Consider the following 22843-nt stretch of genomic DNA (forward strand, 5'->3'; position numbering starts at 1 on the left):
ACTGCCCACTATGGATTCCTGTGTTGGCAGTGACCTCCATATTGGAGCTGCCTGTTTACATCTATGAGGAGAATCCATGAGAATCGGCAGGTTGCGCCGTGCGTTCGCGGCAGGCGCCGCACTGGTGGTGGGCGCCACCGGCGGGACGGTGGCGGCCGTCCTCGGCGCCCAGGCCGCCTCGGCGTCCAGCATCGGCGGGCCGATCACCCGCTCGGAGACCTTGCAGCGGTCGCAGTACTGGGTCGACCGCGGCTTCACCTATACACAGACCGGCCCGTGGGCGCCCGACCCGCAGGGCAAGACCTACCGGCGGGACTGTTCCGGCCTGGTCTCGATGGCCTGGCACCTGCCCGACTCGCGCAGCACCAGGACCTTCCTGAGCTGGAGCGGCAAGCACCAGCTGCCCAGCCTGCACGACCTGAAGGCCGGCGACGCGGTGCTGCGCGACGGACACATCGAGCTCTTCGTCCGCTGGGTCAACGGGAACCGGCACGAGGACGGCGCCTACGTGTACTCGTTCAACAACCCCGGTGAGACGGTCCAGAACCCGAACGCCGTCAACAACTACGGCAAGATCGGCAAGGACACCTGGAGCGAGCTGGTCACGTACATCCCGGTCCGGTACAACAACATCACCGAGGACGGACCGCCGCCCGGCAGCCCGGACAACTCGGTGCTGCGGGAGCCGAACGGCGCGATCAGCCTCGTGGTCGGCGGCGCGCCGTTCCACCTGAACCCCGCCGAGTACGCCGAGCTCGGGTCCCCGCCCGCCACCGCGGTGCCGGCCGGCACCTTCGCGAGCATGCCCGGCATCATCGCGAACGGCACATACGTGCGGACCGCCGGCGACGGCGCCATCTACGTCATCGCCGGCAGCGCCAAGTACCACCTCACCCCGGCCGAGTACGCGGCGCTGGGCGCCCCGCCCGCCCGTAATGTGCCCGCCCGGCTGGTCGCCGGGCTCGGTGCCGTCCCGGCCGACAACACGTTCCTGCGCGACCCCGCCAGCACGGCGATCTACCAGGTCGTCAGCGGCGCCAAGTATCACCTCAGCGCGGCCGAGTACGCGGGCCTGGGCAGCCCCGCGGCGACGAACGTCCCGGCCGGCTTCATCGCCCGGGTGACCGCCTCCGTGCCGGTCGACTCGGTCTTCCTGCGCGACCCCGGCAGCACCGCGATCTACCAGATCGTGGGCGGCGCCCGCTATCACCTGTCCCCGGCCGAGTACAGCGCCATGGGCGGCCCGGCCGCCATCAACGTGCCGGCAGGCTTCATCAACCGCACCGCGACCGTGCCCCGCGACGGCAGCTTCATCCGGGACATCACCGACGGCGCCATCTACCAGATCGTCGGCGGCGCCAAGTACCACCTGTCCCCGTCGGAGTACAGCGCCCTGGACAGCGCGCCGTCGACCAACGTGCCGCACGGCCTGATCCTGTCGATCACCAAGACCCTGCCGTCCTCCGGCTACCTGCGCAACCCGGACAGCGGCGCCATCTACCAGGCCATCAACGGTGCCAAGTACCACCTGAGCGCCGCCGAGTACGCCGCGCTCGGCAGCCCGGCCGCGGTCAACGTGCCGGTCGGCTTCATCGACCGGCTCGGCGTGGTGCCCGCCGACAACTCGTTCCTGCGCGACATCAGCGACACCGCGATCTACCAGATCGTCGGCGGGGCCAAGTACCACCTGACCCCGGCCGAGTACGCCGCGCTCGGCGGCCCGGCCGCGGTCAACGTCCCGCACGGCTTCGCCGCCGCGGTCACCGGCACCCGCCCGGCCGGCTCGCTGTTCCTGCGCGACCCGGTGTCGACCGCGATCTACCAGGTCGTCAACGGCGCCAAGTTCCACCTCAACGCCGCCGAGTACGCCCTGCTCGGCGGCCCGGCCGCGATCAACGTGCCGGCCGGCCTGGTGGGCCTGCTCGGCAACCGGCCCACGGACGGCACGCTGCTGCGGGACGTGGCCAGCACCGCCATCTACTCCATCACCGCGGGCGAGAAGCACCACCTCACCCCGGCGGAGTACGCCGCCCTGCCCGATCAGCTCACCACCAACGTGACGGCCCGCTTCCTCGCGACCTTCCCCGACGCCTGACCCGCACGACCGACCCCGGACATCCGGCCCGGCCGGGTGCCCGGGGTCGATCACGGTGTGGCTCCAGTCGCCGTCCAGTGCCGATTCAGTAGTGCCCCGCACGCTACCGGGATTCCCGGCGACCGTTGTGGGGCAGTTGTGGATACTCCGTTGTTCGACGTGATCTGCGGTTCCTTGTTCGACTCCATGTCGCGCTCCGATCAGCGCAGCAGGGGACACCAGTACCTGCGCGGCATCCTGCAAGCCGAGGGCCGCAAGACCGTACGCAACATCGCGGCCGCGCTCAACGGCGAGGTGGACGAGCAGAGCCTGCACCATTTCGTGGCGAACTCCCCGTGGGACTGGCGGCCGGTACGCCGGTCGTTCGCGCACGCGGTCACCCGGCTGGCGCCGCCGACCGCCTGGGTCGTGCGCCCGCTCGTGATCCCCAAGATGGGCGACTGTTCGGTCGGCACCGACCCGCTCGGCGGCGGTTCCGGTGGCCGGCGGCGGGCGCAGCGCGCCGTCGGCGTCTGGGCGGTCGGCGCCGAGGTCGCCTACCCCGTCAACTGGCGGCTGCACCTCTCGTCACGCTGGACCGACGACCAGCATCGGCGCAGCCGCGCCGCCATCCCCGCCGACGTCGACGCCGAGAGCTTCGAGGAGTGCGTGGTCGAGGCCGTCCTTACGGTCACCGCCCGGTGGGGGATGCCGCCCCGGCCCGTCGTCGCCGACGTCCCGGACGAGTACCTGCCGGGCACGATCCGCCGGCTGCACGCCGCGGGCCTGCCGTTCCTGGCGAAGGTGCCGTCGGCCTTCCCGGCCGGCGCCGACACGACCGCACAGCACCGGATCGCCGCGCTCCGGGCCGCCCGGCGCCCCGTGGGGTGGGACGGTCCGGGCTCGCGTACCGACCTGGTGGCGAGCGCGGACATCCGGTCGGTGAACGGGCGGCAGCCGCTCACCCTGCTCGGCTCCGGGCGCCCCCGGCGGGTCTGGCCCGAGGAACTGCACGTCACCAACCTGGGCAACGTCCACCCGGCGACCCTGCTCGCGCTGAGCCGGCTGCGCCGCGCCGCGTACCGGGGCACGGTCGAGACCGGCCGGCGGGTGGGGCTCGCCGACTTCGTCGGCCGGTCGTTCGGCGGCTGGCACCGGCACGTCACGCTGGCCTCGGCGGCGTACGCGCTGCTCAGCATGGGCTGCCGGCCCTAGGTTCCGGCGCGGTCGTCCGGCAGCTGCCCCGCCTCCATCCGGCGGTGTACCTCGGCCGCCTGGCACAGGGGCAGCGTCTCCACCGCGCCCGCCCACCGCCAGCAGCCGGTGGAGGGCGACGGCCGCCTCGGCCAGCTCCGCCGTCGCCCCGCGAGATCACGAAGCCGGCGATGGTGCCGTCCCGCTGGTAACAGCTCACCGGCCGGCAGTAGAGGACGGCTCTGCGCGCCCGCGACGAGCTCGATCCGCCCGCGGACGGCGAGCAGGTCGACCGCGGCCTCCAGGTCGTCGTGCCGGCCGTGTCCACGATGATGTCCGCCGCATTCGCACCCCTCACAGGGCAGACTGACGACCTCTGCACCAAGGCGGGTCGCTGACGGAGAGTTACGCTCCTGGTGGCGCGTCGGTACCCGGTCGCCGGCAGTAGAACGCGCCGGTGTTGAATAGCGGATCGCCGTCTGGGGATTCATGACGGGTCGGGTCGGAACGGGAATTCAAATTGCATTGCGAAACCTGCCTCACCGCATTATGAAGCGAGTCGAAGCGACCTGCTGGCGCAATCAATGTCTGACTGACTAGGATGCGTGCATGCCGACCCCGACAGTGAATGCGGCAGACGAGCCCGAGGAAGCGAGCCTATCCTCCGCTGAGCCGCAGAGCAGAGTCCAAATAATCAGTGAAGTTGGCGCTTTGCTCTTTACGGGAATTCCCGCGCTCCTGGTCCTCCTGCTCCTGCTTGCCGCGAATGACACTGCTCTATTGAGGGCAATCTTGGCGCGAGGGGATCTGATCTCATTCTTTATCACGCTGGCGATTCCTATCCTACCGATACTGGCGCTTGCGTATGGTCTGATCGCTACCGCGAGGCTTGGTCTGGGGCGATTGCCCAAGAAAGGCATTTGGGCATCAGTGGCAATTTGCCTACTCTCGGCATGTGTGGCCTGGTCCGCTCTGGCTACCGGGGTCGCGGTCGTGGTCGGAGCGGCGGGAGTAGGCGTTGCACTGCTATTACGACGCTACCGGGTGGCCGCCAAGTCGCAAGATAGCGGCGCAAGTGTTCCCGAATCTGAGGAGGTTCGCCGATATAAAGCCAAAGAGCCTCGGTGGCGTACCAATGAGAGAATGTTAAGGTTCTTGACAATCGTCGTGACTGCTTCTCAGGTCGGAGCGATAACCAACATCACGACAGGCTCCGTCGGAGGCGTTTTTCAGCAGCTACGATCCTTCGTGGTTAGCGCGCTGCCCGCAGAAGTCGTTGTTTACAAGGACGAGGACGGAGCTGTTATTAAAGATGTGGTTCGTGTCATCCAGGCCGGCGATCAAGTTACGGTAGTTGCGATTGACGCACGTCGAGTAAAAAACCTATGGAACGGCAATATAGAGCAAAGGATCGCCTGCATCCCGGATCAGAGTAAATGGAATAAATCGGTGGCGGAGCTGCTCGATAGTACACGAGTTTATAACGGAACCGTCACTTGCTCGAAGGCGATCGAAGCTGCCTGATCTGCTCGGCAGGCGACGCACTCATCTCGGCTACGACCGCGTAGTCGACGACCGGGCGCCCGGGCGGGGGGCGAAGTCTCGTGACGAATCCAGCAGTGGTGCCGTGCTCAGGGCGCGGACGCGGCTCCGTGGTGCCCCCGATCGGTCGAGGTTTGCCGCGTACATTTCCCTCACACGGCACGCTCGCTGGACGCCAAATGGCATTGGCGCTGGTTGCCCTGCGTATGTGCGTTCAGATGCGCTCGTTGGCCGGACCAAGGGCGCCGGGTGCGGTGTCGGTGTCGGGTAGTTCAGCGGGGTCGGCAGTCATGGCGTCCCACCACGCTTGTGCTCGCCGCACCCCGGATCCCCCGTTCGTGTTCACCCCGAAGCCGATGATCGCCACCCCGACGCCGGTGCACGCCACCCCGAACAGGGTGGCACCGCCGACCAGCGTAACGACGCCGACGCCGCTGCAGGCCACCCCGACGCCGACGCACGCCACCCCGAACAGGGTGGCACCGCCGACCAGCAGCGCGACGCCGACGCCGACGAACGCCACCCCGACGCCGATGCACGCCACCCCGAACAGGGTGTAACCCTCGACCAGTAGCGCGACGCCGTAGCCGACGCACGCCACCCCGACGCCGATGCACGCCACCCCGAACAGGGTGTAACCCTCGACCAGCACTGCGACACCGACGCCGACGCACGCCACCCCGACGCCGATGCACGCCACCCCAGACAGGGTGTAACCCTCGACCAGCATCGCCACGCCGTAGCCGATGGTCGCCACCCCGACGCCGATGACTGCCACCCCACCCAGGGTGACGCTGCCAATCAGCAATGCGACGCCGAGGCCGCTGGCCGAGACCCCGACGCCGATCAGCCCTGCTCCACCTAGCAGGGTCACCGCGGTAGCGAGATCAGTTGGTACAAGGGTTGCGCTGACGGCAAATCCTGCCGCTACCGCGATAGCTTCGATCTGCCATGCCACCGGTCCGAACACTGAGATGAGGGCTGCGGCAAGAGCGGCATACAGCAGTAGCCGGGTGCTATGACGTGACAAGGGGGCGCGGGGCGGCAGTCGCCGCACCCACGATGCCGTAGCCAAGATCGCGCCGAGCATCGCTGCGATCATGACGCCGCGGTAGCCGTAGTCGTCGGTGAGCTGGTTGACGGTCATCCCACCGGCGACAAAGCCGAGTAGCAGTCCAGCGAGTTTGCCGTACCAGTCCAGGCGGGCCCGATGCCGCCCAGCCGTGTCCTCCCTCGTCATACCCCTATGGTGACAACCCAGTGCTCCACACACGATCCGCCAGGTGGCGGGCTGCGAATTGCGGGAGCCGGGGCGTATCCCCTAACGGTCGAGGTTTGCGACACCGGCACGCACCAGGTCACAGCGGATCAGATCGAGAGCGCGGGCGGGGACGAGCATCGCCCCTTGTGCCGAGGACGGCCTAGGTTCTGTCCCGCGGATCATGCGTAGCGATCATGGACGATGGTCGTTGAATCGGTGTGGCGCGTGGTGATCTGAGCAGCGAGGAATGGGCTGTGCTGGAGCCGTTGCTGCCGGCGCAGCCCGTCCGGGGCGGGCAATGGCGCGATCACCGGCAGGTCATCAACGCGATCTGCTGGGTCAAACGAACCGGCTCGCCCTGGCGTGACCTGCCCGAACGCTACGGGCCTTGGAAGACCGCGCATCAACGCTTCACCAGGTGGGCCGCCGACGGCACCTGGGCCAGGATGAAAGCTGAAGTGATCGCGTTGGCCGAGCTCGACGACGACATCGACTGGGACGCCCAGGTCGATGCCACCATCGTGCGTACCCACCAGCACGCCGCCGGAGCCGCTAAAAGGGGCTGACGGTTGCCGAAACTCAGGCACGCGAAAGCATCGGCCGGTCCCGCGGCGGGCTGACCACCAAAATCCACACCCTGGCCGACGGCCGTGGCCGGTCCCTCGCCACGCTCATCACGCCCGGCCAAGCCGCTGACACCCGGCAGCTGATCCCGCTGCTCGAGCAGGTCCGCGTTCCCCGGCCCGGTGGTGTCGGCCGGCCCCGCACCCGGCCCGCGTCGGTCACCGGCGACAAGGCGTACTCATCACGGGCGGCCCAGGTGACGGCGGCTGGCTCCGGCAGCACGGTAAGCCGGCGAGCGCCGCCTCGGCGTCCAGCATGGCCTGCAGCACGCGGCGTCGGACAGGACGTCCTCGACCGGGGTGCCGGCGCGTACGGGCGAGAGCAGGCCGACGTCGATGGGTGCGCTCATACGATCATTCCGGTCAGGCCGTTGTCGGTGTGGTCCGCCCGCCGCGGCGGGTGGAGCGGGGACAGCCGCAGCGTGGCGCGGGCGATCGCGTCGGAGTCGCCGAGCGTGACGGAGTCCGCGAGGGGCCGGCCGCCGAAGGCGAAGCGGCGGGGATGCGTCCGCCCGGCGCCGTCGACGAGGTGGTACGGCCGCCCGGTGACGGCGAGGCCACCTGTCTCGTACGCACCGCCGTCCGCCGTCGACGGCCGGCACGGCGCGGCCTGTTTCGTGTCCAGCAGGAACCGCAGGAGCGGGTCGGCGGTCCGGCGGATGTCCGAGCCGGGCGGCCGCGCCTCGATCAGCACGCGGGCGTGCACCGGCCGCCCGGGCACGGCCCGGCTGACCGCGGTGAAGCAGCCCCGGCCGGGGTCGATCCGGGCCTCGGTCCCCGGCCCGGTCAGCTCCACGACGCCCGCGTGGATCAGCGCGATCAGCTCGGCGATGCGGGACGCGGGCGTGTGCCGGCCGTCCGGCTCGGTTCGGAGGTGAGCCGGGTGCGGGAGCGCGACCAGCCGGGGTTCCTTGCCGGACGGCCGGTACACCAGGTCGTCCCCGTTGCCCTCGAACGTGCCGCCGCGACCGGTCGTCAGGAGCCGTACGTAATCGAAGAAGGTCAGGCCGAGGCCGCGCAGCAGGACCGTCTCGCCGGGCCCCGCGGCGCTCAGGTCGACGTCCCCCGGATTCGCCGACGGCACGTACCGCAGGTGGTGGATCCGCGCCAGGCTCGCGGCGCGCGCCTCGGCGGGGGTCGGCAGCGCCGGCAGGTTGCCCAGCGCGAGCACCACGGCGTCGAGATCGTGGACGCGGGTGCCGTCGGCCAGCCGGATGCCCTGCCGGCCGCCGGTCACGCCGTCGATGTCGGCCAGCGCGACGGCCCGGGACCCGTGCACCCGGAACGCGAGGTGTGCCGGCGCGGAGCGGACGACGCGGCGGAACGTGTCGCGCAGGTAGCGCCCGTGCAGCGCGCGCGTCGGGTAGTCGTCCGGGCCCAGGTCGCGCGCCTCGGCGAGGGTGCCGTCGCCCGCCTTCGCCCACTCGTAGAGGCTGGGCCCGGGATCGATCGGCCCCTCGATCCGGCTGGTCGCGTCGGTGTACACGGTCACCTGCGACGCGACCGTGTTCATCAGCAGATGCCGGGACCGGTCGGTCGGTGGATCCGGATCCACCACGTGCACCAGCACGGCGTTGTGGCGACGCTCGGCGCGCTCGTTGGCGCAGATCCGCTCGACCACCGACAGCCCGCGCGGCCCGGCACCGATCACGCAGATTGCGAGTCGTCCGCCGCTCACAGCCCTCACCTCCCACGTGTCCGGTCGCTCGAGCGTCCGGCACGACCACCGGCGGCGGCCATCCACCCGGCCGCAGTTCGTCAGGTCGGCGCGCCATCCTCGGCGGCCCGCGCAACGAACCAGCTGTGGGCCACAGGGGGGTTGGGAATGGGTGTCGGGATCCAGGTGCTCGGGCAGGTGCGGGTCGAGCTGGCCGGTGCGACGGTCTCGCCGGCGTCGGCCGGGCAGCGGACGGTGCTGGCGCTGCTGGCGCTGGCGGGCGGGCAGATGCTCAGCCGCGCGGAGCTGATCGACACACTGTGGGTCAGGCGGCCGCCGCCGAGCGCGGTCAACGTGGTGCAGACGCACGTCAAGAACCTGCGCCGGCTGCTGGAGCCGGCCCGCGCGGCGCACGGCCGCAGCGCCGTACTGCCCGCGGTCGGCGACGGCTACGCGCTGCGGGTGCCGCGCGAGGACATCGACCTGTTCCGGTTCCGGGCGCTGGTGGAGCGGGCCCGCGCCGAGCCGGACCGGGCGGCCGGGCTGCTCGGCGAGGCGCTGCGGCTGTGGCGGGGCGCGCCGCTGACCGACGTTCCGGTGCTGGCCGGCCATCCCAAGGTGGAGGCGCTGGCGCAGGAGCGGCGGCTGGCGCTGCTGCGCTGCGGCGAGGCGCTGGTGCGGGCCGGCCGGGTCGCCGAGGCCGTGCGCGTGCTGGAGGAGGCGGTCGCCGCCGAGCCGCTCGACGAGGTGGGCCAGGCCCGGTTGATCGCCGCGTATCAGGCGGCCGGCCGCCGCGCGCAGGCCTTCGCCGCGTACCACCGGATCCGTGGCCTGCTCGCGGACGAGCTGGGCGTCGATCCGGGTCTCGAGCTGGTCGCCGCGCACGAGGCGCTGCTGCGACAGGACGGCGCCGCGCCGGAACGGGCGAGCGGTACCACGACGCCGGCCCAGCTGCCGGCCGAGGCGTTCGGTTTCACCGGCCGGGAGGCGCGGCTCGCGGAGCTGGACCGCCTGGCCGACCCGCCGGCGGGTCCGCCCGACCCGCCGCGGGTGCTGCTGATCACCGGTACGGCGGGAGTCGGCAAGACCGCGCTGGCGCTGCGCTGGGCGCACCGGCGCCGCGACCTCTTCCCCGACGGCCAGCTCTACCTCGACCTGCGCGGCTACGGCCCGGAGCAGCCGATGCGGCCGATCGACGCGCTGCGCCGGATGCTGCGCGGGCTCGGCCTGCCCGGCGAGCGGGTCCCGCCGGAGGCGGAGGAGTGCGCGGCCGGCTTTCGCAGCCTGATCGACGGGCGGCGGATGCTGGTCGTGCTGGACAACGCCGCGTCGGTGGAGCAGGTCCGGCACCTGCTACCCGGCTCGTCCTCGTGCCTGGTGGTGGTGACCAGCCGGGACGCGCTGGCGGGCCTGGTCGCCCGGCACGGCGCCGCGCGTACGGTGCTCGACCTGCTCGCCGAGGACGAGGCCGTGGCGCTGCTGCGCACGCTGATCGGCGCGCGGGTGGCCGCCGAGCCGCGGGCGGCGGCGACGCTGGCCGCGCGGTGCGCCCGGTTGCCGCTGGCCCTGCGCGTGGTCGCCGAGCTGGCCCTGGCCCGCCCCGACACGCCGCTGGCCGAGCTGGCCCGGGACCTGGCCGACCACCGGCACCGGCTGGCGCTGCTCGACGCCGCGGGGGACCGGCACACCGGGGTCGGGTCGGTGCTCCAGTGGTCGTACCGGGACCTGACGCCGTCGACCGCGCGGGCGTTCGCCCTGCTCGCCCTGCATCCCGGCGCGGACTTCGACCGGCACGTCGCCGCGGCCCTGACCGGCGTCGGTACGCCCGCCGTCGACCGGGTGCTGGACCGGCTCACCCGGGCCCATCTGGTGCAGCGTGACGACGCCGGCCGGTACCGGATGCACGAGCTGCTCCGGGCGCACGCCCGCGGGCTCGCGGGCGGGGCCGACGGCGAGGCGTAGCCAGGCTTTATCCAGCTCCTTCGATGTATGGTCGGTGCAACTCCACATCCCCATGGAGGCCCCCATGCCCCGCACCGTTCCCCGACGGCGCCGGTGTGCGGCGATCGCCGCCGCCCTCTGCCTGTTCCTCTCGTTCTTCGCGGCCACCTCGACCACCCCGGCGTACGCCGCGGCCGGCACGTTCCGCAACCCGGTCGGCACCGGGCCCGACCCGTTCATGACCTACTTCAACGGCAACTACTACCTGCTGATGACCGAGGGCGACGCGATCAGGATCCGCCGTTCGCGAAGCGTGGCGACCCTGCTGAACGCGCCCGCCGTCCAGGTCTGGCGCGACACCGACCCGACGCGCAACCAGCACGTCTGGGCGCCGGAGCTGTACCGGGTGAACAACCGCTGGTACCTCTACTACACCGCGGACAACGGGGTGGACGAGAACCACCGGCTGTTCGTGCTCGAGTCCGCCGGCGACGACCCGGCCGGCCCCTACCAGTTCAAGGCCCGGCTGGTGCCGCCCAACCGCGACGTGTTCGCCATCGACGCCGGGCTCATGCGGCACAACGGCCGGCTGTACCTGATGTGGAGCGGGCTCAACGAGTTCCAGCACAACGGCATCAACATCGCCCCGCTGTCGAATCCCTGGACCGTCTCCGGCAACGCCGTCTCGCTGAACGCGGCCGGGCACTGCCCGGAGGTGCGCGAGGGCCCGGCGTTCCTGTACCGCAGCGGCCGCACCTGGATGACGTACTCGGTCTGCGACACCGGCAAGCCCGACTACGGACTGTGGATGATGAGCGTCGCGTCCGGCGCCGACCCGCTCAACCGCGCCAGCTGGCAGCAGCACAACGGCGCGCTCTTCTCCCGGCAGGACGCCCGCGGCGTGTACGGGCCCGGCCACCACGGCTTCTTCACCAGCCCCGACGGCACCGAGACGTGGATCGTGTACCACGCGAAGACCACCAGCGTCTTCACCTACGGCAACCGGACCACGCGGGTGCAGCGCATCGGCTTCAACGCCGACGGCAGCCCGAGCCTGGGCCAGCCGCTGGCCATCGGCGCCACCCAGGACCTGCCGGCCGGCGACCCCGGGCCGTCCACCGGCTGGATCAACGACGACGGCCGGTCGTCGGGCGGCGGCGCGCTCGCGTACTCCGGCGCCTGGAGCTCCGGCACGGGCTGCGCGGCGGCCTGCTTCTGGGGCGACGACCACTGGACGAACCAGCCGGGCGCCACCGCGACCTTCACGTTCACCGGCACCCAGCTGGCGCTGCTCTCGGTCCGCGACACCGGCAACGGCATCGCGGCGATCAGCGTCGACAACGGCGCCGAGCAACGGGTCGACCTTTACGGGGCGATCCGCGTCGGCGAGGCGCTGAACTATCTGAGCCCGCGGCTCGCGTACGGCACGCACACGGTCCGGGTCCGGGTGACCGGCGAGCGCAGCGCGGCCTCGGCGGGCGCCTACCTCAGCATCGACAGGGCGGAGTTCTGGACCAGCTGACCCGCGCCGGCGGTCGCGTTCCTGACCTAGTCGACCGACTTCGATGGCCGCGGAGGAGAGTCGGCCCCGGTACCGGCGAGAGAATTGGAGGCGAGCCATGCGGAAGGCCATCTTCGTGGTGATGGTCGGGCTGGTCGGCGCGGGGTTGAGCGCGCCGGCGGTCGCTGACGGCCCGGCGGTCGGATTCGACGGGGTACGGAGCTGGAACGAGTCGGCCCTCGACGCGGTACGCGCGCTGCGGGCAAGCGACGCCGACGCGGCCCGGTGGTACGCGATGCTGAACGTGGCGATGTACGACGCGGTCAACGGCATCGTCGGGGGGCGCGGCGAACCCGCCCGGGAGCCCGCGCTGGTGGCCGGGCCGGGCCCGCGCGACGGCGACCCGTTCGCGGCGACGGTGGCCGCGGCGCACGCGGTGCTCGTCGCGGTCGACCCGGCCCGGGCCGCGGCCTATGACGCGCAGCGCGATGCCGATCTCGCCAAGGTGCGCCCGGGGCACCGGCGCACGGTCGGCGCGCAGTGGGGCGGCGAGGTGGGCCGCAGGGTCGTGCGGGCGCGGGCCGACGACGGCGCTACGCCGGTGCAGAGCCAGCCGGCGGGTACCGGGCCCGGCGTCTTCCGGGCCGAGTGGTCCGGCGTGCAGTACCGCGACGTGCGCCCGTTCGCCGTCCGGGACCCGGGTGCGTTCCTGCCCGGGCCGCCGCCCGCGCTGACCGGCATCGGGTACGCGGCGGCGTTCGCCGAGGTCGCGGTGCTGGGCGACGCCGCCCTGCCCGCGCCGGACCTGCTCGCCACGTATCAATTCTGGTCGCTTCCGGCCGGCTCCGATCAGCCGCCCGGCGAGTGGCTGCGCATCGCGCTGACCGTCGGCGGCGACCGCCACCTGTCGCTGGCGCAGGGCACCCGGATGACGGCGCTGCTCAGCATGGCGCTGGCGGACACCACGGTGCCGACCGTGCGCACCAAGTACACCTACCGGCACTGGCGGCCCACCACCGCGATCCGCGAGGCGGACACCGACGACAACCCGGTGACGCAGGCGAACCCGGCCTGGTCGGCGCGCGGCGGCTCGGTGGGTGGCACCCCGGAGTGGGTGTCCGGGCACAGCTCGTACAGCGGCGCCGGCGCCACGGTGCTGGCCGGCTTCTTCTGCTCGGACAACGTGCCGTTCGCGCACGCGACCGACACCGCGCCCGGCGGACAGGCGCGCGCCTACCCGGGCTTCTCGGCGGCGGCGACGGAGGCGGGCCGGTCGCGGGTGTTCGGCGGCCTGCACTTCTCGTTCAGCGACCGGGCCGGCCAGGGCATCGGGCGGGGCGTCGGCGACGAGGTCCTGGCCACGCGGCTGCTCCGGGTCGACGGCCCGGCACACTTCGGCCACTGCCCCCGCTGAGGTTCGGCTTCGCTCCGATCGGCCGATACCTGTCGGCGACATGGCCGGAATGCGAATTCAAGCGGCGGCGCCCATTTGCGCGATTTTGCGCGATGGACGCCGCCGCAATTTCTGATCATCTTAAAAGTGAGCGAGGTCTCATCGAATGGGTCCGTGTGGCGCGAGCCCGTGCTGTATTGCCGTTGCGCCGCACCGCATCCAGGCCAATTATGATCAATTGTTTTGGCATGACATAACGGTCGGATCCGGTCTCATTGTCAATGTTGATGTTGACGTGTATCAATTACTGGGAACTCATCCCGGACGTATTTACAAAGTTCGACGCCGCTGCCAAGAATAAGCGAGTCCTGATAGGACAACGGGGAGTGTCTACTTCAGACCACGGGGAGAGTCATGAAGAGATCCAGAACCATGCGCGTCTCGGCCGCAGTGATCGGCACGCTGACCCTGGCGGCGCTGGTCGAGGCGCCCGCCGCCGCCGCACCCGTACAGCAGATCGACGCCGCCACCACCGGCCTGCTGGCCGGGGCCGCGGAGCAGTCCCTCGAGCTCCGCGCCGCGGCGCTCGTGGGTAACGGCAAGGCGACGCCGGCCGCCTCACTCGCCGACGGCAGGGTCGCCGTCGACGCGGGCCAGATCGCCCGGGAGGAGACGATGGCCGCGGCCATCGGCACGCACCGCAAGTGGCTGCGCTCCGTGGGGGAGGGGTTCACCGGGGCGGACACGTCGCTGACCATCGAGCGCACCGAGCGCTCGGGCGACGTCGTCACCGTCGACGCGACCGAGACGACGATGCTGGCCTACGAGAAGATCCGCGGCGACGAGCCGCCCGCGACCGGATTCACGGCGCGGCACACGTTCGTCTTCCGGCAGGACGCGTCGGGAGCCTGGCAGCTGGCCGAGGACCAGCAGCTCGAACCCACCGGCCTGCTGCCGCTCTGGAAGGCCGAGACGTTCGTGCACCACACCGCGGGCACGGCGAAGCCGCCCACCGCGGACGCGCCGCCCGCGCCGCCGTCGAACGACAAGCCCGCGTCGACCGTCAAGCCGACCGGGCTGACCGCGGCCAAGGGCAGCGGCAAGACGACGCTGCTGGCCTACAACTACAGCGCCATGGCGACCTACCTCGAGCGCTACTGGTCCAGCTACAACTCCGCCTATCGTTCGTTCAGCGATGTCGGCGGCGACTGCACGAACTTCGCCAGCCAGGCGCTGCGGGCCGGAGGGTGGGCCGATGACCTCGGGTGGTACCGCAGCGCCGAGAACTGGTGGTACAACTCGGCGAACGAGACGTGGTCCTGGATCAACGTCAACTACTGGGCCAGCTTCGCCTACTCCTACAGCGGGCGGGTCTACAGCCTCAGCAACGTCTGGAACATGGGGCTCGGCGACGTGCTCCAGGTCGACGGATCCAAGGACGGAAACAAGGACCACACGATGATGGTGTCCTACGTCAGTGGCGGAACGCCATACCTGACATACCACACGACCAACCGTTACCGTCGGTCCATGAACCAGGTGCTGGCCGACTGGGGCAATGCCAACTACTACGCGGGCCGTACGTGACACGAATAGTCAGCCGGGCGGTGGCGAGGATCCTTTTTCTGGGTCTCCTCGCCGCCGTCATCGGCGGTTGCGGCGGTCCGGGCGACTCGACAGACCCGGACCCGGCGACCCTGCGCGCCTACGCGGAGAAATACGTATCGCTGCTGCGGGAGAAGGACGAGCCCGCACTGCGCGCGCACCTCGCCAACGAGGCGCACCCCGGCGACGCCGCCGAACGCATCGCGGAGTACGGCGGCAAGGGCTGGGCATTGTCCGAGGCGTCGTGGGTCTCGCTTACCCCGACGGTCTATGCGCTGTCGATGACCGTGTCCGGCCCGTCCGGGGGCGAGACCTGGAGACACAACGTGGAGTGGAAGGACGACCACTGGATCATGGCGCCGATCGACGGTTCGGCGGACGGGGCCGCCACCACAAGACCGAGTTAGGCCGCCGACTGTCGTCCCGGCGACCGGGTGCTGACACACGCCGTCCTGGGGTCGAGACTGAACCCCGTGGCGGCCAGCGTCCTCAATGACGTCATCGAGCGGGCGCGGCGGCTGAGCTTCGTCGGCCGCCGCGATGAGCTGCGCGCCTTCGACGACGCGCTGGACGGGCGGTCGCCGCGGCGGGTGCTCTTCGTGCACGGCCCGGGCGGAATCGGCAAGACGACGCTGCTCCTGGAGATGTTCGCCCGGGCCCGGGCCGCGAGGCGGATTCCGGTGCTGCTGGACGGAAGAGAGATCGACCCGTCGCCGGAGGGCTTCCACCACGCGGTTCCGCAGTCCGGCGACGACCGCGGCGCGGTGCTGCTGGTCGACTCGTTCGAGCACCTGGGCGCGCTCGACAACTGGCTCCGCCGCGACTTCATCCCGGCGCTGCCGGCGAACGGCCTCGTGGTCCTGGCCGGCCGGGAGCCGCCTTCGCCGGACTGGCGGGTGGACGCCGGCCTGCGGCAGGTGGTCGCAATCCATCGCGTCGACCATCTCGGCGAGAGCGACAGCGCGGACCTGCTGGCCCGGGCCGGTGTCGCGGAGCCGGGGCGGCAGCGGCTGCAGGCCCTGGGCCGCGGCCACCCGCTGACGCTCGCGCTGCTGGCCGACGTGGCCCGGGGCGGTACCGTCCCGGCGACCCTCGCCGAGGTACCCGATCTCATCTCGGCACTGCTCGAGTCGCTGCTGCGGGACGCGCCCTCGGAAGCCCACATGATCGGCCTGGCGACCTGTGCGCAGGCCTGGCTGACCACCGAGGACCTGCTTCGCAAGACGGTCGGCGCCGACGCGGCCGACGTGTGGGGGTGGCTGCGGCGCCGGCCGTTCGTGCACTGCCGGCCCGGCGGACTGACCCCGCATGATCTCACCCGGGAGGTCCTCGAGGCGGAGTTCGAGCGCCGCTCACCGGACCGGTACCGATCGCTGCACCGGATCATCCACGACCATGTGGTCGCCGGTATCCGGGCCACGGCGGGCCTGGATCGGCAACTGCTCGCCCAGCAACTGGCGTACCTGCACCGGCGCAGCCCGCTCACCGAGTCCTACCTGGCCCTGCGCAGACAGGGCTCGGCCGCCGTCGTGCCGGCCAGGCCCGAGGAGCACGGACCGATCGTGTCGCTGATCGAGCAGGGCGAGGGCCGGGTGAGCGCGGCGCTGGCCGAGCGGTGGTTCGCCGATGAGCCCGGCGGTGTGAACGTGGTGCGTACCGAGGAGGGTGTCGTCGCGTTCGCGTACCGGATCTTCTGCCCGTGCGGTTCGCCGATGGAGGAGCGGGACCCGGTCGTCCACGCGATCCTGCGGCACGTCGCCCTCACCGCGCCGACGCGCCCGGGCGAGCGCATCGACATCGGCCGGTTCTGGGCGGGCGTCCGCGATTTCCAACGGGACAAGTACGCGTTGCTGGCCGGCACTGTCACCTCGATCATGACCTGGTGCACCGAGCCGGTCGCGTGGTCGTTCGTGGTGACGGTCGACCCTGAGTACTGGGCGCCGTTCTTCGACTATCTCGGCTTCCGGCCACTGGTCGAGGTCGCCGTCGCCGGGCGGCCGCACATCGCGTACGGGATGGACTGGCGCCGTTTCCCGGTGGAGGCCTGGCTCGATCTGATGAACGAACGCGAGCACCAGGGTGGTACCGGGCCACCACCGGACTCGGCGCTGCGTCCCCAGCCGTTGTCCCGGGCGGCGTTCGGTGACGCCGTGCGGTCCGCGTTGCAGAACCTCAACCGCCCCGACCGGCTCGCCGGCAGCCCGCTCGTCGGCAGCGCGCTCGGCGCCGACGCCACCGAGGTACGCGGGAACGTGCTGACGGCGGTCGGCCGGCTCGCCGGCGAGCCGAAGGGCGACCGGCTCCGGGCCGTGCTGAATCGGACGTTCGTCCAGGCCGCGCCCAACCAGGAAGCCGCCGCCGAGGTGCTCGGCCTGCCGTTCAGCACCTACCGGCGGCACCTGAGTCGCGCGGTGGAGCAGGTGACCGAGCTGCTGTGGGCGATGGAGATCGGCACCGCCGTCGATGAGCAGAACCTGAGCGCGGACTGACCTGGAAAACGGGCAGGCATCGAGGTCACGCTGCCGTCATCGGTTACTCGATGGAGGTGCGATGTGGCACGGATCTTGATCCTCGGTGCGGGCCTCGGTGGTCTGGCGACGGCGACCCTGTTGGCGCGCGACCGGCACGAGGTGATCGTCGTCGAACGCGACCCGGCCGGGCCGCCGCCACCGGAGGACACCGACACCGCCTGGAACGACTGGCAGCGGCGCGGTGTCAACCAGTTCCGGCTGCCGCATTTCATGCTGCCGCGGTGGTGGCAGCAGGTGCGGGAGCTGCTTCCGGAGGTCGGGGACACGCTGCGGGCGGCCGGCGCGCGACAGCTGAACCTGATCGAGGCGTTGCCGGTGGAACGGCGCGGTCCGATCCGCCCCGGCGACGAGCGGTTCGACACCGTGACCGCCCGCCGGCCGGTGCTCGAGGCGGTACTGTCGGCCGCCGCCGAGGCCGCCGGAGTGACGATCCGGCGGGGCGTCACGGTCACCGGCCTCACCACGGACGGGCACTCGCGGGTGCCCCGGGTGACCGGTGTCCTCACCGCGGACGGCATCGCGATGCCCGCGGATCTGACGGTGGACTGCGGCGGCCGGCGGTCGGCGCTGGGCTCCTGGCTGCGGGCGACCGGCGCCCGCGCGCCGATCGAGGAGCGGGCGGACTCCGGCTTCGTCTATCACTGCCGGCACTTCCGTTCCCGTACGGGCGAACAACCGGCGACGCTGACCAACCTGCTGCAGCACTACGACTCGCTGTCGGCGATCACGCTGCCCGGGGACAACGGCACCTGGAGCGTGGTGCTGGCCACCGCAAGCCGGGACAAGGCGCTGCGGTGCCTGCGCGAACCGGCCCGGTGGCACGCGGCGGTCGCCCGATATCCGCTGGTCGAACACTGGGCGGACGGCGAACCGATCTCCGGCGTCGACGTGCTGGCCGGCATCGAGGACCGGTACCGACGCCTGGTCGCCGACGGTGACCCGGTCGCCACCGGGGTGGTCGCGGTCGGCGACGCCTGGGCGTGCACCAACCCGTCGGTCGGCCGGGGCGCCTCGATGGCGCTCATCCAGGCCCGCCTGCTGCGGGACCTGCTGCGGGAGACCGACCCGGCCGACCACGACAAGCTCGCCCGCAGGTTCGACGAAGCGAGCACGCAGGTCGTCGAGCCGCTGTACCGGGCGACCCTCTGGAACGACCGGCATCGGCTCGCGGAAATGGCGGCCGACGCCGCCGGCACGCCGTATCGCACCGATGATCCGCGGTGGCCGGTGAGCAAGGCGCTGTTCGCGGCCGGCCTGGTCGATCCGGACCTCGCCCGCGGCTACACGTCCGTCGCCGCCTTCATCGCCACCCCCGACGAGGTGCTCGGCGCGCCCGGAGCCGTCGACCGCGTCGTCGCGCTCGGCATGGGTGCCGCACGGTATCCGCTGCCCGGTCCGGCGCGTGGAGAACTACTCGCGGCGATCGCCTGAGCTCGAGCAGGAATCTTCTCTCGATCGAGCGACACGGCAATTCTTGTCGGTGGGGTGCGCGAGGATGCCCCATGACGCTACGAGAGGAGTGAGGACATGAGCCGGGTTCGACTGCTGGTGGGCACACGCAAGGGCGCGTTCGTCCTGACGGCGGACGGCACACGCCGGGACTGGAAGGTGAGCGGGCCGCACTTCGGCGGGTGGGAGATCTACCACGTGAACGGATCGCCCGCCGACCCCGACCGGCTGTGGGCGTCGCAGTCGTCGAGCTGGTTCGGGCAGATCATCCAGCGCTCCGACGACGGCGGGCAGTCGTGGCAGCCGGTCGGCAACGACTTCGCCTACCAGGGACCGGTCGGCGACCACCTCTGGTATGACGGCACCCCCCGCCCGTGGGAGTTCAAGCGCATCTGGCACCTCGAGCCGTCGCGCACCGACCCCGACGTCGTCTACGCCGGGGCCGAGGACGCCGCGCTCTACCGCTCGGACGACGGCGGCCAGAAATGGCAGGAGCTGACCGGCCTGCGCACGCACGAGTCCGGTCCGCGGTGGCAGCCCGGCGCCGGCGGCATGTGCCTGCACACGATCATCCTCGACCCGGTGAACCCCGACCGGATCTTCGTCGCGATCTCGGCGGCCGGCGCGTTCCGCACCGACGACGGCGGCGTCACCTGGCAGCCGATCAACCGCGGCCTGCGCTCCGGGCAGATCCCCGACGAGGACGCCGAGGTCGGCCACTGCGTGCACCGGCTGGCCATGCACCCGTCCCGGCCGGACGTGCTGTTCATGCAGAAGCACTGGGACGTGCTGCGCACCGACGACGCCGGCGGATCGTGGCGGGAGATCAGCGGCAACCTGCCGACGGACTTCGGCTTCCCCATCGCCGTGCACGCGCACGAGCCCGACACCGTCTACGTCGTGCCGATCACCAGCGACTCGGAGCACTACGTGCCGGACGGCAAGCTGCGGGTCTACCGCAGCCGCACCGGCGGCGACGAGTGGCAGCCGCTGACCAAGGGACTCCCGCAGGCCGACTGCTACGTCAACGTGCTGCGCGACGCGATGGCCGTCGACACGCTGGACGACTGCGGCGTCTACTTCGGCACCTCCGGCGGTCAGGTCTACGGCTCCGCGGACGGGGGCGACACCTGGAACGCGATCGTGCGCGACCTGCCGGCCGTGCTCTCGGTCGAGGCGCAGGTGCTGCCGTGATCCGGGTCGTGCTGCCGCCGCACCTGCGCAACCTCGCCCAGATCAGCGGCGAGCTGCACCTCGAGATCGGCGGCGCGGTGACGCAGCGCCGGGTGCTGGACGCGGTCGAGGAGAGATATCCGATGCTGCTGGGCACGATGCGGGACCGCCGGACCGGCGAGCGCCGGGCCCTGGTGCGCTTCTTCGCCTGCGAGGAGGACCTGTCCAACGAGTCTCCCGACACGCCGCTGCCCGGCCGGGTCGCCGCCGGCGAGGAGCCGTTCCTGGTCGTCGGCGCGATGGCCGGTGGCTGACCGGGCCCGCCGGGTCCGCGGTGGTGTGACCACCGCCGCGGCCCGGCGGCACCCGACCGCCGGTCGCATGCGGAAGAATCGCCGGCATGGCTGACGTCTTCCAGGTTCGCATCGGTGTCCGCGGCTACGAGCTGGACGTGCAGGGCCACGTGAACCAGGCCGTCTACATCCAGTACGGCGAGCACGCCCGCTGGCGGTGTTTCCACGCCGCCGGGATCAACACCGCGGTGCTGATGGCCGCCGGGTTCGGCCCGGTGGTGCTGGAGACCAACGTGCGTTACCTCAAGGAGCTGCGCGACGGCGACGAGGTCGACGTGACCTGCCAGTTCCACTGGGGCGACGGCAAGACGTTCCGGGTGGAGCAGGACTACACCCGCGCCGACGGGGTGCCGGTCGCCCGGCTGACCAGCGTCTGCGGCCTGCTCGACCGGGAGACCCGGCGCCTGATCGCCGACCCGCCCGCGCGGCTGCGCGAGATCGTCGCCGATCCGGCGATGCTCGGACTCTGACACCTCTCGGCACCACCCGCCGAACGGCCGCGGCTTGACGTTTTCCCATATGGGAAAATATTGTGCTGGGCGTGGCACGAGCAGCGACGACGTCCGACGCGTTCAACGCGATCGCCGAGCCGCAGCGCCGGGACATCCTGACGCTGCTGCGCTCCGGTGAGCGGCCGGTGACCGACCTGGCCCAGGAGCTGGGGATGAGCCTGCCGGGTGCGTCCAAGCACCTGCGGGTGCTCCGCGAGGTGGGGCTGGTGCGGGTCCGCGGTGCGGGCAAGCAGCGCCTCTACGGCCTGGACGCCGGCGGGCTGCGGCCGATCCACGAGTGGGTCGGCGGGTTCGAGCGCTTCTGGGCCGGGAGCTTCGACCGGCTGGACGCCTACGTGCAGGACCTCAAGCAGACACGTCGGGAGGAATGACAGATGACGGGCGCAGGGCGGGAACCGGCGACGGCCGACCGGGAGATCGTGATCTCCCGGGTCATCGACGCGCCGCGGGAGCTGGTGTTCGAGGCGTTCACCGAGGTACGGCACCTGTCGCGGTGGTGGGGCCCGGAGGGGTTCACCACCACCACGCGGGCGTTCGAGTTCCGCGTCGGCGGGACCTGGGACTTCGTGATGCACGGGCCGGACGGGACCGACTACCCCGAGTGGATCACCTGGACCGAGATCGTCGCACCGGAGCGGATCGCGCTGCTGCACGGCGAGCACCGCGACGACCCGAACGCCTTCGCATCGAACCTGGCCTTCGCCTCGCACGGCACCGCCACCCGGATCGAGATGCGCACGGTCTTCCCCACCCGGCAGCTGCGCGACGAGGCCGTGGAGAAGTACCACGCGATCGAGGGCGGCGAGCAGACGCTGAACAACCTGGCGGCGTACGTCGCCGGGCACGCCCGGAAGGAGGGGACCAGCTGATGGCCGGGAAGGTGTTCTTCAGCGTGTCGATGTCGCTGGACGGGTTCATCGCGCCCGAGTCGCCCGACGAACTGATGGGCCGGCAGTGGATGGAACTGCAGGCGTGGGTCTTCCCGCAGCGGTTCTTCCGGGAGAACCTGGGGCTCGGCGAGGGCGGCGAGCAGGGGCGCGACAACGACATCCTGCGGGAGACGTTCGAGCGCACCGGCGCGAGCGTCATGGGCAGGCGCATGTTCGACGCCGGCGAGCACGCGTGGCCGGAGGAAGCGCCGTTCCACACGCCGGTCTTCGTCGTCACGCACGAGAAGCGCGACCCCTGGGAGCGGAAGGGCGGCACCACCTTCCACTTCGTCGACGACGGCATCGAGGCCGCGCTCGATCGGGCCCGCGCGGCCGCCGGCGACCGCGACGTCCGCATCGCGGGCGGCGCCGAGACGATCCTGCAGTACGTGAACGCCGGCCTGGTCGACGAGTTCACGGTCGCGCTGTCGCCGGTGCTCTTCGGCGCCGGCATCCGCCTGTTCGACGGCGTGGACGCGTCCAGGGTGGCGCTGGAACCGGTCCGTTCCGAGTCGTCGCCGCGGGTGACGCACCTGACCTACGCCGTGCGTCCGCATTAGCCGCGAACACTTTTCGCCGCTGCGGCGAACTACCGGTGTGATGCATCTCGACGACACGACGAGACAGGTGCGGCCGGTGACGGAAACCGATGCCGACCTGATCGAGCAGGCGAAACGGGTACCCGAACGGTTCACGGCGATCTTCGACCGGCACCATCGGGCCATCTACGCGTACGTGGCTCGGCGGCTCGGGCCCGACCTGGCCGAGGACGTGGCGTCCGAGACGTTCCTGACCGCCTTCGACCGGCGGGACGGCTATCACCCGGAGCACGGCGACGCGCGGCCGTGGCTGTTCGGGATCGCCTCGAACCTCGTCGCGCGGCAGGTCCGCGCCGAGTCGCGGCGCTACCGGGCGCTGGCCCGGGCCGGCGGACAGGACCTCGCGGGCGAACGCGGCGCCGAGTACGGGCTGATCGACGGCCACGCCGGCGCGGTCGCCGGGCGCCTGGACGCGGCCGCCGTGCGCGGCCGCCTGGCCGAGGCCCTCGGGCGGCTGCCGGAGCCCGTACGCGCGGTGCTGCTGCTGGTGGCCTAGGTCGGCCTCA

20 protein-coding genes and 1 pseudogene are annotated in these 22843 nt (G+C 71.5%); 19 read left to right on the top strand and 2 right to left on the bottom strand.

What is annotated here, in order from left to right; translation table 11 throughout:
- The first annotated feature begins 76 nt into the window (after positions 1-76).
- From ACIBSW_RS18370 to ACIBSW_RS18380, 3 genes are all read left to right on the top strand, one after another.
- Positions 77-2095, top strand: a complete 2019-nt coding sequence (locus ACIBSW_RS18370) for a hypothetical protein (RefSeq protein WP_354723503.1) — start codon at positions 77-79, stop codon at positions 2093-2095.
- A gap of 138 nt (positions 2096-2233) precedes the next feature.
- On the top strand, positions 2234-3289 hold the full coding sequence (locus ACIBSW_RS18375) for a transposase (protein WP_354723505.1): 1056 nt from the start codon (positions 2234-2236) through the stop codon (positions 3287-3289).
- A gap of 588 nt (positions 3290-3877) precedes the next feature.
- Complete coding sequence (locus ACIBSW_RS18380; protein WP_354723507.1) at positions 3878-4792, top strand: hypothetical protein; 915 nt, start codon at positions 3878-3880, stop codon at positions 4790-4792.
- Between the two features lie 232 nt (positions 4793-5024).
- Here the strand turns inward: ACIBSW_RS18380 and ACIBSW_RS18385 are convergent, their stop codons facing one another.
- Positions 5025-6050, bottom strand: coding sequence for a hypothetical protein (locus ACIBSW_RS18385; RefSeq protein ID WP_354723509.1), 1026 nt, complete (start codon positions 6048-6050; stop codon positions 5025-5027).
- Between the two features lie 239 nt (positions 6051-6289).
- Between ACIBSW_RS18385 and ACIBSW_RS18390 the strand changes: the two genes are divergently transcribed.
- The gene (locus ACIBSW_RS18390) at positions 6290-6637 is read left to right on the top strand and encodes an IS5 family transposase (RefSeq protein ID WP_404799376.1); all 348 of its coding nucleotides are present in this window, start codon (positions 6290-6292) and stop codon (positions 6635-6637) included.
- A gap of 29 nt (positions 6638-6666) precedes the next feature.
- A pseudogene (locus ACIBSW_RS18395) lies at positions 6667-6870 on the top strand (IS5/IS1182 family transposase); the annotation flags it as partial.
- A 170-nt stretch (positions 6871-7040) separates the two neighbouring features.
- On the opposite strand, the gene ACIBSW_RS18400 reads toward ACIBSW_RS18395, so the two are convergent.
- The gene (locus tag ACIBSW_RS18400; protein ID WP_354727962.1) at positions 7041-8372 is read right to left on the bottom strand and encodes an FAD/NAD(P)-binding protein; all 1332 of its coding nucleotides are present in this window, start codon (positions 8370-8372) and stop codon (positions 7041-7043) included.
- Between the two features lie 147 nt (positions 8373-8519).
- Here ACIBSW_RS18400 and ACIBSW_RS18405 point away from each other — a divergent pair, with 147 nt between their 5' ends.
- From ACIBSW_RS18405 to ACIBSW_RS18470, 14 genes are all read left to right on the top strand, one after another.
- The gene (locus ACIBSW_RS18405; protein ID WP_354727964.1) at positions 8520-10313 is read left to right on the top strand and encodes a BTAD domain-containing putative transcriptional regulator; all 1794 of its coding nucleotides are present in this window, start codon (positions 8520-8522) and stop codon (positions 10311-10313) included.
- Positions 10314-10377: 64 nt separating this feature from the next.
- A complete protein-coding gene (locus tag ACIBSW_RS18410; RefSeq protein ID WP_354727966.1) occupies positions 10378-11814 on the top strand; it encodes a glycoside hydrolase family 43 protein in 1437 nt (478 codons plus the stop codon).
- A gap of 97 nt (positions 11815-11911) precedes the next feature.
- Complete coding sequence (locus ACIBSW_RS18415; protein ID WP_354727967.1) at positions 11912-13207, top strand: vanadium-dependent haloperoxidase; 1296 nt, start codon at positions 11912-11914, stop codon at positions 13205-13207.
- A gap of 393 nt (positions 13208-13600) precedes the next feature.
- Positions 13601-14773, top strand: a complete 1173-nt coding sequence (locus tag ACIBSW_RS18420; RefSeq protein ID WP_354727968.1) for an amidase domain-containing protein — start codon at positions 13601-13603, stop codon at positions 14771-14773.
- Positions 14774-14793: 20 nt separating this feature from the next.
- Positions 14794-15198 (top strand): hypothetical protein, encoded by a 405-nt coding sequence (locus tag ACIBSW_RS18425; RefSeq protein ID WP_354727970.1) that lies wholly within the window; start codon positions 14794-14796, stop codon positions 15196-15198.
- Positions 15199-15264: 66 nt separating this feature from the next.
- Positions 15265-17280: an ATP-binding protein gene (locus tag ACIBSW_RS18430; RefSeq protein ID WP_354727971.1), complete on the top strand. Its 2016-nt coding sequence runs from the start codon at positions 15265-15267 to the stop codon at positions 17278-17280.
- A gap of 63 nt (positions 17281-17343) precedes the next feature.
- Positions 17344-18753 (top strand): FAD-dependent monooxygenase, encoded by a 1410-nt coding sequence (locus tag ACIBSW_RS18435; protein WP_354727973.1) that lies wholly within the window; start codon positions 17344-17346, stop codon positions 18751-18753.
- A gap of 96 nt (positions 18754-18849) precedes the next feature.
- Positions 18850-19965, top strand: coding sequence for an exo-alpha-sialidase (locus ACIBSW_RS18440; RefSeq protein WP_354727975.1), 1116 nt, complete (start codon positions 18850-18852; stop codon positions 19963-19965).
- Positions 19962-20258, top strand: coding sequence for a MoaD/ThiS family protein (locus tag ACIBSW_RS18445; RefSeq protein WP_184995835.1), 297 nt, complete (start codon positions 19962-19964; stop codon positions 20256-20258). Before ACIBSW_RS18440 ends, ACIBSW_RS18445 begins: the two co-directional genes overlap by 4 nt.
- An 86-nt stretch (positions 20259-20344) precedes the next feature.
- Complete coding sequence (locus ACIBSW_RS18450) at positions 20345-20767, top strand: acyl-CoA thioesterase (RefSeq protein ID WP_354727977.1); 423 nt, start codon at positions 20345-20347, stop codon at positions 20765-20767.
- Between the two features lie 71 nt (positions 20768-20838).
- Positions 20839-21180, top strand: a complete 342-nt coding sequence (locus tag ACIBSW_RS18455; protein WP_354727979.1) for a metalloregulator ArsR/SmtB family transcription factor — start codon at positions 20839-20841, stop codon at positions 21178-21180.
- Positions 21181-21183: 3 nt separating this feature from the next.
- Positions 21184-21678, top strand: a complete 495-nt coding sequence (locus ACIBSW_RS18460) for an SRPBCC family protein (RefSeq protein WP_354727981.1) — start codon at positions 21184-21186, stop codon at positions 21676-21678.
- Positions 21678-22298: a dihydrofolate reductase family protein gene (locus ACIBSW_RS18465; protein WP_354727982.1), complete on the top strand. Its 621-nt coding sequence runs from the start codon at positions 21678-21680 to the stop codon at positions 22296-22298. The genes ACIBSW_RS18460 and ACIBSW_RS18465 overlap by 1 nt, the downstream gene beginning before the upstream one ends.
- A gap of 76 nt (positions 22299-22374) precedes the next feature.
- Positions 22375-22833 carry an RNA polymerase sigma factor gene (locus ACIBSW_RS18470; RefSeq protein ID WP_354727984.1) on the top strand — a complete coding sequence of 153 codons (459 nt, stop codon included), beginning with the start codon at positions 22375-22377 and terminating at the stop codon, positions 22831-22833.
- Positions 22834-22843: the final 10 nt, after the last annotated feature.

This window comes from Actinoplanes sp. NPDC049668, assembly GCF_044465445.1.
GTDB lineage: Bacteria > Actinomycetota > Actinomycetes > Mycobacteriales > Micromonosporaceae > Actinoplanes.